General features: G+C 73.0%; 18 protein-coding genes and 1 pseudogene. 11 read left to right on the top strand and 8 right to left on the bottom strand.

Annotation, left to right across the window (positions count from 1 at the left end):
• The 7 genes and pseudogenes from N5I75_RS13680 to N5I75_RS13710 form a co-directional block, all read left to right on the top strand.
• Positions 1-303: pseudogene (locus tag N5I75_RS13680) on the top strand (3-oxoacyl-ACP synthase); the annotation flags it as partial.
• 85 nt (positions 304-388) lie between these two features.
• The gene (gene dhaK, locus N5I75_RS13685) at positions 389-1,381 is read left to right on the top strand and encodes a dihydroxyacetone kinase subunit DhaK (protein WP_476677295.1); all 993 of its coding nucleotides are present in this window, start codon (positions 389-391) and stop codon (positions 1,379-1,381) included.
• Between the two features lie 47 nt (positions 1,382-1,428).
• A complete protein-coding gene (gene dhaL, locus N5I75_RS13690) occupies positions 1,429-2,037 on the top strand; it encodes a dihydroxyacetone kinase subunit DhaL (RefSeq protein WP_476677297.1) in 609 nt (202 codons plus the stop codon).
• Complete coding sequence (gene dhaM / locus N5I75_RS13695; protein ID WP_476677299.1) at positions 2,034-2,447, top strand: dihydroxyacetone kinase phosphoryl donor subunit DhaM; 414 nt, start codon at positions 2,034-2,036, stop codon at positions 2,445-2,447. Before dhaL ends, dhaM begins: the two co-directional genes overlap by 4 nt.
• Positions 2,448-2,590: 143 nt before the next feature.
• On the top strand, positions 2,591-3,562 hold the full coding sequence (locus tag N5I75_RS13700) for a fibronectin type III domain-containing protein (RefSeq protein ID WP_476677883.1): 972 nt from the start codon (positions 2,591-2,593) through the stop codon (positions 3,560-3,562).
• A 97-nt stretch (positions 3,563-3,659) separates the two neighbouring features.
• Positions 3,660-4,229, top strand: a complete 570-nt coding sequence (locus tag N5I75_RS13705; protein WP_476677300.1) for a hypothetical protein — start codon at positions 3,660-3,662, stop codon at positions 4,227-4,229.
• A gap of 92 nt (positions 4,230-4,321) precedes the next feature.
• Positions 4,322-5,422, top strand: a complete 1,101-nt coding sequence (locus N5I75_RS13710; RefSeq protein ID WP_476677302.1) for a Gfo/Idh/MocA family protein — start codon at positions 4,322-4,324, stop codon at positions 5,420-5,422.
• A gap of 53 nt (positions 5,423-5,475) precedes the next feature.
• Here the strand turns inward: N5I75_RS13710 and N5I75_RS13715 are convergent, their stop codons facing one another.
• The 3 genes from N5I75_RS13715 to N5I75_RS13725 all read right to left on the bottom strand — a co-directional run bounded on the left by N5I75_RS13715 (position 5,476) and on the right by N5I75_RS13725 (position 8,481).
• A complete protein-coding gene (locus N5I75_RS13715; protein ID WP_476677304.1) occupies positions 5,476-6,003 on the bottom strand; it encodes a PadR family transcriptional regulator in 528 nt (175 codons plus the stop codon).
• Positions 6,004-6,075: 72 nt separating this feature from the next.
• Positions 6,076-8,091 (bottom strand): oxidoreductase, encoded by a 2,016-nt coding sequence (locus N5I75_RS13720; RefSeq protein WP_476677306.1) that lies wholly within the window; start codon positions 8,089-8,091, stop codon positions 6,076-6,078.
• Positions 8,092-8,208: 117 nt separating this feature from the next.
• Positions 8,209-8,481: a hypothetical protein gene (locus N5I75_RS13725; protein WP_476677885.1), complete on the bottom strand. Its 273-nt coding sequence runs from the start codon at positions 8,479-8,481 to the stop codon at positions 8,209-8,211.
• A gap of 99 nt (positions 8,482-8,580) precedes the next feature.
• Between N5I75_RS13725 and N5I75_RS13730 the strand changes: the two genes are divergently transcribed.
• Positions 8,581-9,030: a MarR family winged helix-turn-helix transcriptional regulator gene (locus N5I75_RS13730; RefSeq protein WP_476677308.1), complete on the top strand. Its 450-nt coding sequence runs from the start codon at positions 8,581-8,583 to the stop codon at positions 9,028-9,030.
• A gap of 4 nt (positions 9,031-9,034) precedes the next feature.
• Here N5I75_RS13730 and N5I75_RS13735 read toward each other — a convergent pair whose 3' ends face one another.
• Positions 9,035-9,769 (bottom strand): GNAT family N-acetyltransferase, encoded by a 735-nt coding sequence (locus N5I75_RS13735; RefSeq protein ID WP_476677310.1) that lies wholly within the window; start codon positions 9,767-9,769, stop codon positions 9,035-9,037.
• A 189-nt stretch (positions 9,770-9,958) separates the two neighbouring features.
• Here N5I75_RS13735 and def point away from each other — a divergent pair, with 189 nt between their 5' ends.
• On the top strand, positions 9,959-10,606 hold the full coding sequence (gene def, locus N5I75_RS13740; RefSeq protein ID WP_476677312.1) for a peptide deformylase: 648 nt from the start codon (positions 9,959-9,961) through the stop codon (positions 10,604-10,606).
• Between the two features lie 9 nt (positions 10,607-10,615).
• Here def and N5I75_RS13745 read toward each other — a convergent pair whose 3' ends face one another.
• The 3 genes from N5I75_RS13745 to N5I75_RS13755 form a co-directional block, all read right to left on the bottom strand.
• On the bottom strand, positions 10,616-11,410 hold the full coding sequence (locus tag N5I75_RS13745; protein ID WP_476677314.1) for a VOC family protein: 795 nt from the start codon (positions 11,408-11,410) through the stop codon (positions 10,616-10,618).
• A 116-nt stretch (positions 11,411-11,526) separates the two neighbouring features.
• Positions 11,527-12,801: a phosphatase PAP2 family protein gene (locus N5I75_RS13750; protein WP_476677887.1), complete on the bottom strand. Its 1,275-nt coding sequence runs from the start codon at positions 12,799-12,801 to the stop codon at positions 11,527-11,529.
• 145 nt (positions 12,802-12,946) lie between these two features.
• Entirely contained in the window at positions 12,947-14,443 is a 1,497-nt protein-coding gene (locus N5I75_RS13755; RefSeq protein WP_476677316.1) for a SulP family inorganic anion transporter, read from the bottom strand.
• A gap of 105 nt (positions 14,444-14,548) precedes the next feature.
• Between N5I75_RS13755 and N5I75_RS13760 the strand changes: the two genes are divergently transcribed.
• Positions 14,549-14,962: a MerR family transcriptional regulator gene (locus tag N5I75_RS13760; RefSeq protein ID WP_476677317.1), complete on the top strand. Its 414-nt coding sequence runs from the start codon at positions 14,549-14,551 to the stop codon at positions 14,960-14,962.
• 9 nt (positions 14,963-14,971) lie between these two features.
• On the top strand, positions 14,972-15,571 hold the full coding sequence (locus tag N5I75_RS13765; protein ID WP_476677319.1) for a chemotaxis protein CheB: 600 nt from the start codon (positions 14,972-14,974) through the stop codon (positions 15,569-15,571).
• A gap of 20 nt (positions 15,572-15,591) precedes the next feature.
• Here the strand turns inward: N5I75_RS13765 and N5I75_RS13770 are convergent, their stop codons facing one another.
• On the bottom strand, positions 15,592-15,837 hold the full coding sequence (locus N5I75_RS13770) for a DUF6479 family protein (protein WP_476677320.1): 246 nt from the start codon (positions 15,835-15,837) through the stop codon (positions 15,592-15,594).
• Positions 15,838-15,880 lie beyond the last annotated feature (43 nt).

Consider the following 15,880-nt stretch of genomic DNA (forward strand, 5'->3'; position numbering starts at 1 on the left):
CGCGGCGACGCGGTGGAGGCGGCGGTCCTGGCGCGCGTCCTCCCGCACCGGCCGCCCGTCACCTCCGCGAAGGGGGCGCTCGGCCACACCCTGGGCGCGGCCGGCGCGATCGAGGCCGCGCTGACGGTCCTGGCCCTGCGGGCCGACCTCGTCCCGCCGACGGCGGGCCTGACCGACCTGGACCCGGCGTGCGACATCGACGTCGTCACCGGGGCGGCGCGACCGGTGTCCGCGCCGGTCGCCGTCAGCAACTCCTTCGGTTTCGGCGGGCACAACGCGGTGGTGGTCCTGGCCCGGGATTGAACAGACGGTCGATACTGGCGTCGGACCAGCACGCGCGGGCCGCTCCGCGCGGGCCAAGCCTTGCCCACGTCACCCGGAGGCACCCGTGAAAATGTTGATCAATGTGGCCGAGTCCGTCGTCGCCGACGCGTTGCGCGGGATGGCGGCGGCCCACCCGGAGCTGACCGTGGACGTCGACAACCGGGTCATCGTGCGCAGGGACGCGCCGGTCGCCGGGAAGGTCGCGCTCGTGTCGGGCGGCGGCTCCGGGCACGAGCCGCTGCACGGCGGGTTCGTGGGCCCCGGGATGCTCTCCGCGGCCTGTCCCGGCGAGGTGTTCACGTCTCCGGTGCCGGACCAGATGGTGCGGGCCGCGGCGGCGGTGGACAGCGGCGCGGGCGTCCTGTTCATCGTGAAGAACTACACCGGTGACGTGCTCAACTTCGACATGGCGGCCGAACTCGCCGAGGACGAGGGCATCCAGGTCGCCAAGGTGCTGGTGAACGACGACATCGCGGTCGTCGACAGCCTCTACACGGCCGGGCGGCGCGGCACCGGCGCGACCCTGTTCGTCGAGAAGATCGCGGGCGCCGCCGCCGAGGAGGGGCAGCCCCTGGAGCGCGTGGAGGCGCTGGCCCGGCAGGTCAACGAGAGTTCGCGGAGCTTCGGCGTGGCGCTGAGCGCGTGCACCACGCCCGCGAAGGGCTCGCCGACCTTCGATCTGCCGCCCGGCGAACTGGAGTTGGGCATCGGCATCCACGGCGAGCCGGGGCGCGAGCGGCGCCCCATGATGACGTCCGGGGAGATCGCGGACTTCGCCGTCGACGCGATCCTGGAGGACCTGAACCCGACCAGCCCCGTGCTCGCCCTCGTCAACGGCATGGGCGCGACGCCGCTGTTGGAGCTGTACGGGTTCAACGCCGAGGTGCAGCGGGTGCTCGGCGAGCGCGGGGTGCCCGTCGCCCGCACCCTCGTCGGCAACTACGTCACGTCCCTCGACATGGCCGGTGCCTCCGTCACGCTGTGCCAGGCGGACGAGGAGCTGCTGCGCCTGTGGGACGCGCCGGTCAGCACGGCGGGCCTGCGCTGGGGCATGTGACGCCCCGCGCATCCCCGCATCCCGTACCCACCACGCAAGGAGACCCTGTGCTCGACGCCGACTTCTTCCGGCGCTGGATGGCGGCGACCGCGGCCGCCGTGGACCGCGAGGCCGCCCGCCTCACCGATCTCGACTCCCCCATCGGCGACGCCGACCACGGCAGCAATCTGCAGCGCGGCTTCACCGCCGTACGGGCCGTCCTCGACAAGGACACGCCCGACACGCCCGGCGCCGTACTCATGCTCGCCGGACGGCAGTTGATCTCGACGGTCGGCGGCGCGTCCGGGCCCCTGTACGGCACCCTGCTGCGCCGCACCGGCAAGGCGCTCGGCGACGCGGCCGAGGTCGGCGAGGCCGACTTCGCGCAGGCGCTGCGCGCCGGGGTGGACGCGGTGGCGGCGCTCGGCGGGGCCGCGCCGGGTGACAAGACGATGCTGGACGCGCTGGTCCCGGCGGTGGACGCGCTCAACGGCGGTGACTTCGGCGCGGCACGGGCCGCCGCCGAGCACGGCGCGGAGGCGACGACCCCGCTCCAGGCCCGCAAGGGCCGGGCGAGTTACCTGGGCGAGCGCAGCATCGGTCACCAGGATCCGGGGGCCACCTCGTCGGCGCTGCTCATCGGCGCGCTGGCCGAGACCGCGGAGGCCGCCGCGTGAGCGCCCCGGACAAGCCCGTCGGCGTCGTGCTCGTGTCGCACAGCAAGGAGGTCGCCGAGTCCGTGGCACGCCTCGCCGCGGGGCTCGCCGGGGGCGGCGCCACCGCGCCCGTGGCCCCGGCGGGCGGCACGGAGGACGGCGGTCTGGGGACGAGTTCCGAGCGGATCTCGGCGGCAGCGGCGGAGGTCGACCGCGGCTCGGGCGTCGCGGTCCTCGTCGACCTCGGCAGCGCGGTCCTCACCGTGAAGGCGCTGCTCGCCGAGGGCGACGAACTCCCGGAGCACACGCGCCTGGTGGACGCCCCGTTCGTGGAGGGCGCGATCGCCGCCGTCGTCTCGGCCTCGGCGGGGGCGGACCTGGAGGCGGTGGTGGCGTCGGCGCAGGAGGCGTACACGTACCGCAAGCAGTAAGCCTCGCGCGCAGTAAGTACTGCGAGGATTCGGTACCGCCCCTTGATGGGGACGCGTCACTCGTGCCATACAGGTTGCCTACAGGTCTGTACCAATGTGGTCCGAGCGGAAGGCAACCCCGTGCGACGCGTCCCCCACGCACTCTGCTCCCCCACGCGGCCTGCGCCGCCGCGCTGCTCACGGCCCTGACCGGCTGCGGACCGTTCGCGGACGACGACGCCAAGGCCGACGGCCCCGCCCTCACCGCACCCGTCGGCGTCACGGCGCAGGCGGGCAGCGCCACCTCCGTGCACGTCATGTGGAACCGGCCGACGGGCACCACGGACGTCACCGGGTACGAGGTGTACCGCGGCTCGGTGCGGGTCAAGGAGCTGACCGCACAGCAGCACATGGTGGACGTGACCGGCCTGCGCGCGAAGACGCGGTACGTCTTCACGGTCCGGGCGCGCGGCAAGGACGGCTCGCTCGGGCCGGTGAGCCGGCGCGTCAGCGTCAGGACCCCGGCCGCCGTCGCCGCGGACCGCTCGGCGCCGGGGCGGCCCGAGGGGCTGCGCGGGCACGTGGACGGCGGCCGGGCGGTCTCCCTGACGTGGCGCAGGGCGACGGACGACAAGGGAGTCGTCTCGTACGACGTCTACCAGGGCACCACGAAGATCCACAGCGTCGACGGGACCCAGACCCGGGCCCTGCTCACCGGGCTCAGGCCGGGCACCGCCTACCGGTTCAGCGTGCGGGCGCGGGACGCCGCCGACAACGTCTCCCCCGCGAGCGACACCGTGCCGCTGACCACCGCGCGGGGCAAGGACGAGGGCCCGGGGACCGCGCCGGACGACTTCCGGGCCGCGACCCGGCGCGCGGAGGGCGCCTACTACATCGACCTGAGGTGGACGCCGCCGAAGACCGGCGGCGAGGTCCCGGCCTACCAGGTCTACCTGGACGGGGAGCAGGCGACGACCGTGATGTGGGGCGAGAGCGCGCCGCGGGGCGGGTCCGCGTACAGCTTCTACATCGGCAAGGAGGCGGGCGCCCGGCACCGGGTGAAGCTGCGCGCGCAACTGCCCGACGGCACGTGGGGCGCGTTCTCGCCGGAGCGGACGGTGACGACGGGCGGGTAGCGGGCGCCCACCCGGCGGGGCCGGACGGCGGAGCCCGTCACCTGCCCGGCGGCAGTGCGCATGCGTCCGCCCGCGTCCGCGCGGTTGGCTGGGCGTCATGCGCACCGACGCCCAGCCCTCCGTCCGCCGCGCCCTCGCCGTCGCGGCGCTGACCGCGCTGTCCTGGACGCTCGCCGCCCCGGGCGACGCCTTCGCCGAGGGCGTCGACGTCACGGCCCACGGCTCGACGGTGACGGCCGCGACGGCCGCCTGCCCGCGCGACGGCACCGCTGTCCTCCTCGCCTCCGGTGAGGCCGACGCCGCGCAGGGGAAGCGGACACCGCTCCGCGCGGGCAAGGCGACCTGGCGCAACCTGCGCGTCGGGCTGTACCAGGTGGTGATCGTCTGCCCCGACGGAACGACGCAGGGCCCGGTCCCGGTGATCGTGTCGGCGAGCCCGGCCACCTCACCGGCCGCCTCCGCCCCGCCTTCCGCCGCGGCCTCCGCCACAGCCCCCGCCCCGGCCACCCCCGCGGCCTCCGCCTCCGCGACACCGCACCCGGTCGGCGGCGTACGGGGCGGGCTCGGCGGCACCCTCAAGGACCCCCTGCCGTTCCGGTACGCGGTGGGCGGCGCGCTGCTCGTCGCCGCGGCGGCGGGCGCGTACTGGTACCTGCGCCCGCGTTGAACCCTGTCGTAGGGCCCTCTTGTGGGCGCGGCGCGGCCCGGCTTACCGTCCCCGGAGCCGAGTGATCGTCCGCGAACAACCGTGGGGGCAGCGTGGGTTCAGGTCCGGTGGGGGTCGCCGTCGTCGGGGCGGGCGTGATCAGCAAGGAGTATCTGACGACCCTGTCCGGTTTCCCGGACGTACGGGTCCTCGCCGTCGCCGATCTCGACGTGCGCCGCGCCGAGGCAGCGGCACAGGCCCATGGCATCCCGCTCGCCGGGGACGTGGACACCGTCCTCGCCGTGCCCGAGATCGAGATCGTCGTCAATCTGACGGTTCCGGCCGCGCACGTCGAGGTCGCACGGGCGGCGCTGCGCGCGGGCAAGCACGTGTACGGGGAGAAGCCGGTCGCGCTGGTGCCCGGCGAGGGCGAGAAGCTGCTCGCGGAGGCGGCCGAGCGGGGGCTGCTCGTGGGCAGCGCGCCCGACACGTTCCTCGGCGCGGGTCTGCAGTCCGCGCTGCGGGCCGTCGCCGCCGGGCACATCGGGGTGCCGGTCGCCGCGTCCACGGCGCTGCGCAGCCTGGGCCCCGAGCGCTGGCACCCGGACCCGGCGTTCTTCTACCAGCCGGGCGCGGGGCCGCTGTTCGACCTCGGCCCGTACTACCTGACGGCGCTGGTCGCGCTGTTCGGCACCGTGGAGCGGGTCGCGGCGTCGGTGCGCAGGGCCCGCGACATCCGGTCGGCCGGGTCGGGGCCGACGGCCGGGCGGACGTTTCCCGTCGCCGTGCCCACCCATGTCTCGGCGCTGCTCGACTTCGCCTCGGGGCCGACCGCGACGTCCGTGTTCAGCTGGGACTCGGCGCATCCGCACCTCCACTTCGAGGTGGTCGGCACGGAGGGCACCCTCTTCGTCCCTGACCCCAACTCGTTCGGCGGGCCGCTGCGGCTGCGCCCCAACGACGCGTCCGACTGGGCCGAACTGCCGGTCCAGGGCCGTACGGACGGGCGCGGTCTGGGCGTCGTCGACATGGCGCGGGCGCTGCGGTCGGGGGCTTCGCCGCGGGCGTCCGGGGCGCTGGCCCTGCATGTCCTGCGGACGATGGCGGCGATCACGGACTCGGCGTCCCGGGGGGAGTTCACGCGCGTGCCGGAGCAGTTGGTGCGGCCGACCGCGCTCCCTTCCGACTGGGATCCGACCCGTCCGACCCTGTAGGGGTGCGGCCCGGGGGCTCCGCCCCGGACCCCGCTCCTCAATCGCCGGAGGGGCTAAGAAAGGTCCGTCAAGGTCCGTTCCAGCCACTCCACCCAGAACGTCTCCAGGTCGATCCCGGCGCGCAGCACCGCGTGCTGGAGCCGGTCGGGCATGGAGTCCTTCTCGGGCGGGAAGTCCCGCTTCTCGATGTCCCGGTACATCTCCAACTGCTGCCGGTGCAGCTCCAGGTGGCGGCGCAGCTCGGTGTCGATCCCGGCCGTGCCGACCACGGCGGCGGAGCGCAGCCGCAGCAGGAGCGGATCCCGCATCGTCTTGGGGTCCTGCGGCGCGGCCGTCCAGCGGGCCAGCTCGACGCGGCCGTCGGGCAGGACCTCGTACTCCTTCTTCTGTCCGCGCGCGGGGAGGTCGGCGGGCAGGACGCGGATGAGGCCGTCGCGCTCCAGTTTTCCCAGCTCGCGGTAGATCTGCTGGTGCGTGGACGACCAGAAGAAGCCGAACGACTTGTCGAAGCGGCGGGTCAGTTCGAGCCCCGACGACGGCTTCTCGAGGAGAGCCGTGAGGATCGCGTGCGGCAGTGACATGAGGCAACCCTAAGCCCAGGGACTGTGAGGATGGTCACGCGGCCGGCGGGCCCGGCCACGTGACCACCCGGCTCAGAGGGACGCGGCGATGATGGTGCCCTGCTTGATGGCGCGCTTCGCGTCCAGTTCTGCGGCGACGTCGGCGCCGCCGATCAGGTGCGGGGTGCGGCCCGCCGTGACGAGGTCGTCGTAGAGGGACCGCTCCGGCTCCTGCCCCGCGCACAGGACCACCGTGTCGACGGGGATCAGCGTGGGCTCGCCGTCGAGCGTGAGGTGCAGGCCCGCGTCGTCGATCCGGTCGTACGTCGCGCCCGCGATCATCGTGACGCCGCGGTGGCGCAGCTCGGTGCGGTGGATCCAGCCGGTGGTCTTGCCGAGGCCCGCGCCGACCTTGGAAGTCTTGCGCTGGACGAGGTGGACCTGGCGCGGCGGCGCCGGCCGCTCGGGGCGGGTGAGGCCGCCGCGGTCGGCGTAGTCCATGTCGACGCCCCAGAGCCGGAAGTACGCGGCCGGGTCCTGGCTGGCCTTCTCGCCGCCGTCGGTGAGGTACTCGGCGACGTCGAAGCCGATGCCGCCCGCGCCGATGACGGCGACGCGGTCGCCGACGGGCGCGCCGCCGCGCAGCACGTCGAGGTAGCCGACGACGCTCGGGTGGTCGACGCCGTCGATGGCCGGGGTGCGCGGCCCGACGCCGGTGGCGACGACGACCTCGTCGTACGCGTCGAGGTCGGCGGCGCTCACGTGCGTGTTCAACTCGACGCGCACGCCGTGCTCTTGAAGCTGTGTGCGGAAGTAGCGGAGCGTCTCGTCGAACTCCTCCTTGCCGGGGACGCGGCGGGCGACGTTGAGCTGGCCGCCGATCTCGGCGGCGCCGTCGAAGAGGGTGACGTCGTGGCCGCGCTCGGCGGCGGTGACGGCGCAGGCGAGACCGGCCGGGCCCGCGCCGACGACGGCGACGCGCTTGCGCAGCCGGGTCGGCGAAAGGACCAGCTCGGTCTCGTGGCAGGCGCGCGGGTTGACGAGGCAGGAAGTGATCTTGCCGCTGAAGGTGTGGTCGAGGCAGGCCTGGTTGCAGCCGATGCAGGTGTTGATCGCTTCGGGGCGGCCCGCGGCGGCCTTGTTCACGAAGTCCGGGTCGGCGAGCATCGGCCGGGCGAGCGAGACCATGTCGGCGGCGCCGTCGGCGAGCAACTCCTCGGCAAGCTCCGGGGTGTTGATGCGGTTGGTGGTCACGAGGGGCACGGAGACCTCGCCCATGACCTTCTTGGTGACCCAGGTGTAGGCACCGCGCGGCACGGACGTCGCGATGGTGGGGATGCGGGCCTCGTGCCAGCCGATGCCGGTGTTGATGATCGTGGCACCGGCCGCCTCGATCTCCTTGGCGAGGTGCACGACCTCCTCCAGGGTCGAACCGCCGGGCACCAGGTCCAGCATGGAGAGCCGGTAGATGACGATGAAGTCGGCGCCGACGCGCTCGCGCACCCGCCGAACGATCTCGACGGGGAAGCGGATGCGGTTCTCGTAGGAGCCGCCCCAGCGGTCAGTGCGCCGGTTGGTGGGGGCGGCGATGAACTCGTTGACGAGGTAGCCCTCGGAGCCCATCACCTCGACGCCGTCGTAGCCCGCCGCCTTGGCGAGTTCGGCGGCGCGCGCGAAGTCCTCGACGGTCTGCTCGACCTCGGCGCCGGTCAGCTCGTTCGGCACGAACGGGCTGATGGGTGCCTGCAGCGGGCTCGGCGCGACGAGGTTCTCGTGGTAGGCGTACCGCCCGAAGTGCAGGATCTGCAGGGCGATCTTGCCGCCCGCCGCGTGCACGGCGTCGGTCACCTCGCGGTGCTGCGCGGCCTCCGCCTCGGTAGTCAGCTTGGCGCCGCCCTCGTAGGGGCGTCCGGCCTCGTTCGGGGCGATGCCGCCGGTGACCATGAGGCCGACGCCGCCGCGGGCGCGGGTGGCGTAGAACTCGGCCATGCGGGCGAAGCCGTTCTCCGCCTCCTCCAGACCCACGTGCATCGAGCCCATCAGGACGCGGTTGGGCAGGGTGGTGAAGCCCAGGTCGAGCGGGGCGAGCAGATGCGGGTAACGGGTCATGGGGGCCTCCGGGCGCGGCGAACGTCGACTCTGTTCTAGACGACGCCACAGCTCTATTGCAACAAGTTGCATAAGAGAGCTGCGCCACGGAAGGCGACCCTTACCCCTGCGCGTCCGCTACCCCTGCGCGTCCGCGACCTCCGCCACCATCCCGTACGGCAACTCCTCGCCGTCCACGGTCACCGCCTCCACGGTGCGCGTACGCGGGTCGATGTCTGCCTGCACCCCCTCGCCCTCGTAGCGCGGATAGCCGGACGCGCCCTCGTCGCCGGTGGCGACCACGCGCACGGTCCGCAGCGGATTGCCGTGGTCGGGGCGGCCCTCGGCGTCGGTGAGCCGCGGCTTCAGGACGAGGGTGCAGTGGTCGGACACAGCGGGCGTATCGCTCATGTGACTCATGCTCCGGAGGCTAATGCGCGGCGCACCGTCCCGCCCGCCGTCCGACGTGGGGTTGTAGAGTGCAACCAGCAGCCCGAAAGGAATCCGCACGTGGCAGACCCCGACCGCCCCGCCGACCGCGCGTCGGCCGTGGAGACCATCCAGCGGGAGCTGACGTCGTTCGCGCGCCGCGCCCGCGCGACGGCGGCCCGGATGCACCCCGAGCTCTCCCTCGTCTCGTTCACCCTGCTCAGCCATCTCGACGAGCGGGGCGGCTGCCGCGCCACCGATCTCGCCGCGCACTACGCGCTCGACAAGTCGACGGTCAGCCGGCAGGTCGCGGCGCTGGAGCGGGCCGGTCTCGTGATGCGCCGCGTCGACCCGGACGACCACCGCGTCCAGGTTCTGCTCCCGACTCCGGCGGGCGCGGAGATCCTGGAGCAGGTGACGGTCAGCCGCCGCAAGATGTTCGGCGAGCGCCTCGCGGACTGGTCCGAGGGCGACCTGACGCGGTTCGCCGCATACCTCACGCGCTACAACGAGGCGTCCCGGGAGGACTGAACTCTCAGACGGACGCGGCGAGTTCGGGTACGCGCGCCGCGCGGAAGCGGGTCCTGCGGCGCAGCTCGAAGCCGAGCGACTCGTAGAGCCTGATCGCTGTCGTGTTGCCCTCGCCCGTGTGCAGGAACGGGGTCTCGCCGCGCTCCCTGATCCCGGCGGCGACGGCCCGGACGAGCCGTCCGGCGAGCCCCTGGCCGCGCTGTCCGGCGTCGGTGCACACGGCGCTGATCTCGGTCCAGCCCGGCGGGTGCAGCCGCTCCCCCGCCATCGCCACGAGGGCGCCGTCGCGACGGATGCCGAGGTAGGTGCCCAGCTCGATGGTGCGCGGCAGGAACGGCCCTGGCCGGGTACGGGCGACCAGGTCGAGCATCTCCGGCACGTCGGCCGGGGTCAGCCGGACCGCCTCGTTGTCGTGCGCCGCGTCGACCGCCACGTCGACGAGCTGCACGCCCGGGATGTCCTGGGTCAGCTCCCAGCCATCCGGCAGCTCGCGGGTCGTCCCCGGCAGCGGCACCTCCGCGTCGGGGCCCGCGAACGCGGCGAGGTCCCCCCAGTCCCCGGGGCCCGGGTCGTCGGGCAGCGCCAGCCAGGGCGAGACGTCGAGGGGGTAGCGAAGGACCCGGCCGCGCCGCTCGGCGAAGCGGGCGTGCGGTCCGGTGAGCGACGCGTACGCCGGATTGTCGAGCGGGTGCACACTGCTCCCCGCCCCGAGCACCTCGAATGTCTGCGTCCCGGTCATCCCGACCTGTCTCCCGTCCCTCGGCCCGTCGTGTACCGAGCCATGAAACTCCCAGGTCAGAGCCGACATTCCCGAACACATGCAGTGTTCACGAGGTCGCAACGTGTTCACACCCGCGCAACACACCCGCAGGCGTCTGGGCGCGGGTCCGCGTTGCCGCGCGGCGATCGTTGTTGGCATGCTGGCGCGATGCCGTCCACGTCACTGACCGACCACGTCGAGGCGCTGCTCGCCGACGGGGCGCCGCTGCCGATCGTCGCCGCGGGCGACCCCGTCCTGCGCCGCCCCGCCGAGCCGTACGACGGCCAGCTCTCCGAGGCTTGCCTGACCCGCCTGGTCGAGGCGATGCGGCGCACGATGCACGCGGCGCCCGGCGTCGGGCTCGCCGCCCCGCAGATCGGCCTGCCGCTGCGGATCGCGGTGATCGAGGACGCGGCGACCGTCCCCGACGAGGTGCGTATCGCGCGCGGCCGCGCCCCGCTGCCGTTCCGGGTGCTGGTCAATCCGGCGTACGAGGACGTGGGCGGGCGCCGGGTCGCCTTCTACGAGGGCTGCTTGAGCGTGCCGGGCTACCAGGCCGTGGTCGCCCGGCACGAGCGGGTGCGGCTGCGCGCCCTCGACGAGCGGGGGCGCGCGGTGGACGAGGAGGTCGCCGGGTGGCCGGCCCGGATCGTCCAGCACGAGACCGACCACCTGGACGGCACGCTCTATCTGGACCGCGCCGAGCCGCGCTCCCTCTCCTCCACGCTGACGCGGGAGGCGGTGGAGCGGTGGGCGCAGCCCACGCCCCGGCTCGCCGCACAGGAGCTGGGCTTCAGCCTCCCCGACGAGGGCTGACGGGCACCGTCAGGAGAAGTCCGGCATCTGCCCCTTGGCGGCGGTGACGTCGATGACGGTGAACGCCGCGCCCTGCGGGTCGGCGACCGCCGCGAACCGGCCGAAGGGACTGTCCACCGGCCCGAAGTGCAGGGTGCCGCCGAGGCGCTGGACGGTGGCGAGCGCCGCGTCGCAGTCCTCGACGACGAAGTACACGTTGACGTAGGACGGCACGGGCTCGGGGAACGCGTCGGTCATCCGCATACGGCCGAGGACCGGGTGGCCGCCGAGCTGCCAGACGTGGAAGTCGACGTGCTCGTCGGCGACCTTCTTCACTTCGTACGGGAAGACGGCGGTGAAGAACGCGTCGGTCTTCGCGGCGTCCCGGGAGTTGATCTCGGCCCAGCAGAACGCGCCGGGCTCGTTGACCGTCTCGAACCCCTCGTGCGCGGCGGGCTGCCAGAGGCTGAAGGAGCAGCCCGCGGGGTCCTGGGCGGTGACCATCGTGCCGGCGTCGCCCACCTGCATGGGCTCCATCGCGAGGACACCGCCGGCCCGCTCGACGCGCTCGGCGGTCGCCGCGATGTCGGACGTGGCGAAGTAGAGGTTCCAGGCGGGCGGGGCGCTCTCCCCGCCGGGCAGCTGCGGCATCAGCGCGGCGACGTGCTTGCCGGCGGCCGTTGTCGCCTGCGTGTAGTTGCCGTGCTCCTCGGCGCCGGGGTCGTAGGACCAGCCGAACAGCTCGGTGTAGAAGGCTTTGGCCGCCTCCAGGTCGGGGAACACGGCGTCGGCCCAGACGGGCGCGCCTTCGGGCGGTGCGGGCATGGTCCGGAACCCTTCCGTCGGCCGGGTTCGCCGGGCCCGCGCGGCGGCGGCCCGACGCCTGAGCCCTCCACGCTAGGCCGGTGGCATCCCCTCCGCCATCCGCGCGGCCGGCCCCGTCACGCCTGGGCGAGCTGCGGCTCCGGGAGCGGGGCCGGGGTGGCCCTAGGCCGCTGCCAGCGCTTGGTGGTGCGGACGTAGCCGTAGATCACCGAACCCATGGCGATGAGGAGCAGCGGTCCGAAGAGCCAGCGGTGCTCGGCCATCCGCAGCGGCAGGTAGCGGTAGGCGGCCAGGAGCAGCGCGAGGACGAGCGTGCCGTGGCAGATCAGGCGGACGGCCTCGGCGTCCCAGCCGCGCTCGAACGCCCGCATGGCCGCCTCGATGGTCAGGGCGAAGACGACTCCGGCGACGAGGTCCACGCCGTAGTGGTAGCCGAAGCCCAGCGTCGCGGTGAGCGTGGCGACCAGCCAGAAGGTGCCCGCGTACCGCAGCCAGCGGGCCCCCTTGCGGGAGTGGATGAAGATCGTGACGGCCCAGGCGGTGTGCAGGCTGGGCATGCAGTTGCGCGGGGTGATGCCGTCGAACGGGATCGGGTGCGGGGCGGCGATCGCCGTGACTGTGTCCGGCCACAGGTTCGCGACGGCCCACTGCCCGCCGTCGGCGCCGTAGGCGAAGACCGGGCCGACCACGGGGAAGATCATGTAGAGGGCGGGGCCGAGCAGGCCGATGACCAGGAAGGTGCGGACGAGGTGGTGGCCCGGGAAGCGGCGTTCGGCCGACACGTTGCGCAGCTGGTACAGGGCGATGATCGCCGCCGCGAGCGGGAGCTGGCCGTAGACGGCGTGCAGGATGCCCTCGCCGACCGGGCCCGTGGCGTCGACGAACTGCCCGACGAGCCAGGACGGGTTGCCGAGCGCGTGGTCGGCGGTGGCCACGTACGGGTCGAGGACGTTCGGGCGCTCCTTCGACGTGATGAGCAGCCACGTGTCGCCGGTCTTGTGTCCGGCGATGAGGAGGAGGCCGAGGCCGACGCCCTTGAGGAGCAGGGTCCGCTCGGCTCCCGTACGGCGCGTGACGGCGAGGACGGCGCAGCCGATGATCACCCACAGCGCGCCGTTGCCGAACTCGACGCGGGCGCCCGCGAGCCACCGGACGAGGAGGAGGACGAGGTCGATGCCGACGGCGGCGCCCACCGCGATGAACCGCTGCCGCCACGTGAGCACCACCAGCATCAGCGCCATGCCGGCGTAGAGCAGCGGCCCCGACTCGGGGGCGAAGATCACCTCGCGGGCCTGGTGGGTGATCGGGCCCGCCGTGCCGTAGCGGCGGGCGGCGATCTCCAGGGCGACGAGGAAGCCGAGCGTCGCCACCCCCGCCGCGCCCCACAGCAGGACCCGCGGCCGGTGCCACCTGGACGGCGGGGTTGTCTCTGCTGGACGCGAGGGTATTCGCGGGGTGTTCGTGTTCACGTGTCTGGCCGTCTGGTGAGAAGTGGCTTGGCGTCGCCTGTGCGGCCGATCATGTTATCCGAGCGGTTCAGTGGCCCCCGCCGAGCGTGCCGCTGAGCGTTTTGTGCAAGGTGGCGCTGGGTGCGTTGAGGCCGATGATCTCGACGCTCTTGCCGCGCTGGGCGTACTTGGTCTCGATGGCGTCGAGCGCCGCGACCGAGGAGGCGTCCCAGATGTGGGTGGCGGAGAGGTCGATGACGACCTTGTCGGGGTCGGCGGCGTAGTCGAACTGCGTCACGAGGTCGTTGGACGAGGCGAAGAACAGCTCGCCGGTGACCGCGTAGACGACCCGGTCGCCGTCCGGGTCGAGGACCGGGGTGACCTCGGCGAGGTGGGCGACGCGCCGGGCGAAGATCACCATGGCGGTGACCGAGCCGACGACCACGCCGATGGCGAGGTTGGAGGTGGCGACCACGATGGCGACGGTGATCACCATGACGGCGATCTCGCCCGCGGGCATCCGCCGCAGCGTCCTCGGCGCGATGGAGTGCCAGTCGAACGTCGCGAAGCAGACCATCACCATCACCGCGACGAGCGCGGCCATCGGGATGTCGGAGACGACGGGTCCGAAGACGACGCACAGGACCATCAGGAAGACGCCCGCGAGAAAGGTGGAGAGCCGGGTCCTGGCGCCCGACACCCGTACGTTGATCATCGTCTGGCCGATCATGGCGCAGCCGCCCATGCCGCCGAAGAAGCCGGTGACGATGTTGGCGATGCCCTGGCCGATGGACTCGCGGGTCTTGTTGGAGCGGGTGTCGGTGATGTCGTCGACGAGCTGCGCGGTCATCAGCGACTCCATGAGTCCGACGAGGGCCATGGCGAGCGCGTACGGGGCGATCGTGGTGAGCGTGTCCAGGGTGAACGGCACGTCGGGCAGGCCCGGCACCGGCAGCGAGGAGGGCAGCTCGCCCTTGTCGCCGACGGTCGGCACGGCGATCCCGGCCGCGAGGGTGATGACGGTCAGGACGACGATCGAGACGAGCGGCGCCGGAACCACCTTGGTGACCTTGGGGAAGAACACCATGAGCAGCAGACCGCCGACGATCAGCGGGTAGACGGCCCAGGGCACGTCGTGCATCTCCGGGACCTGCGCCATGAAGATCAGGACGGCGAGGGCGTTGACGAACCCGACCATCACCGAGCGCGGCACGAACCGCATCAGCTTCGCGACGCCGAGCGCACCGAGCGCGATCTGGAAGATCCCGGCCAGGATCACCGCCGCGACGAGGAAGCCGAAGCCGTGCTCGCGGTTGAGCGGCGCGATGACGAGCGCGACGGCGCCGGTGGCGGCGGAGATCATCGCCCGCCTGCCGCCCACGACCGAGATCGTCACGGCCATGGTGAACGCGGCGAAGAGCCCGATCGCCGGATCGACCCCGGCGATGATGGAGAAGGAGATCGCCTCGGGGATCAGCGCGAGCCCGACGACGAGACCGGCGAGCACCTCGGTGCGCCACACCTTGGGGTCGGAGAGCCAGTCGGGCTTGAGCACGCGCAGGCGCGCGGCAGCGGAGGGGGACAAGGGAAGCGGCACCTGTCGGGTCGTGAGGAGGGGGGATCAGACAACCCAACCCTACCCTAACGTTAGGGTAGGGTTTCCTGCACAACGACCGGGAGAGGTGGACGCGTGAGCGGCGGGCACATGCGGATCGGCGAGGTCGCCGCACGAACCGAGCTGTCCCTGCGCACCATCCGGCACTACGAGGAGACCGGCCTGGTCATCCCCTCGGCCCGCTCCCAGGGCGGCTTCCGGCTCTACACCGAGGCCGATGTCGCGCGGCTCATGGTGATCCGCCGCATGAAGCCGCTCGGCTTCACTCTCGACGAGATGCGCGACCTGCTCGCGGTCACCGACCGGCTCGACTCCGCCGACGGACTCACCGAGGACGTCCGCGCCCAACTGCTCGCCCGGGTTCGGGACTTCGAGCAGGCCACCCTCGACCGGATCGCGGACCTGCGCACGCAGCTGGCCCGCGCCGAGGAGTTCGCCGGCACACTGGCCCGTTTCCGCGGCTCACCCGACGGCGCCGAGGCGCGTTAATCTGCCCTGGTGGACACAGCCTCGTGGGAGAAGACCGGTGCCCCGTGCGAGGCCGTCCTGATCGCGTCGTCCGCGGGCGGCGTCCAGGGCCTGACCACGCTCCTGCGCGGCCTGCGTCCCGACCTGCCGGTGCCGGTCCTGATCGCCCAGCACCTCAACCGGGCCCGCGAGACGAGCATCGTGGAGATCCTGTCCCGCGCCACCTCCCTGGCGGTCAAGCTCGCCGAGGACGGGGAGCGCCCGCGCGCCGCGACCGTCCACATCGCCCCGCCCGACCGGCACCTGTGCGTGCGCGCGGACGGGACGCTCTCCCTCACCCGCGAGGAGCGGGTCAACTTCGCCCGCCCCGCCGCCGACCCCCTCTTCGAGTCGGCGGCCGAGGCGTTCGGACCGCTCGTCGGCTGCGTCCTCACCGGTTCGGACAGTGACGGCGCGCGGGGCATCGAGGCCGTCAAGGCCCACGGCGGAACGGTCCTGGTGCAGGATCCGGAGACCGCCGAGTTCCACGGCATGCCCAAGTCGGCGATCGGCACGGGCAAGGTCGACTTCGTGCTGTCCCTGTCGGCCATGGCGCAGACCATCAACTGGCTAGTGCGGGACCACGCCTGAAAAACCCGCCCCCGCACGCCTCACGGACGGGGATGCCCCTGGTCGGGGTCGTCGGCGGGGGTCTGCCAGGTGGTACCGCGCTGTGCTTCGGCGCCCTCGGCGGGCGTGCCGGGGGCGGGCCTGCTGGGCTGGGTGCGGCGGGCCGCGCGGCGGCGTCCGGTCACGAACATGGCGAGCAGTCCGAGGACCACGACGAGGCCGACGACGATGAAGACGAGTGAGCCACCGCCCTCGGCGGCCAGAACGATTCGGCTGTGAGTGTGCATGCGGCTCCTTTACCCCGTTCCGCGCCGAACCCGCACACCGACG

It is taken from the genome of Streptomyces sp. R818 (genome assembly GCF_056172735.1).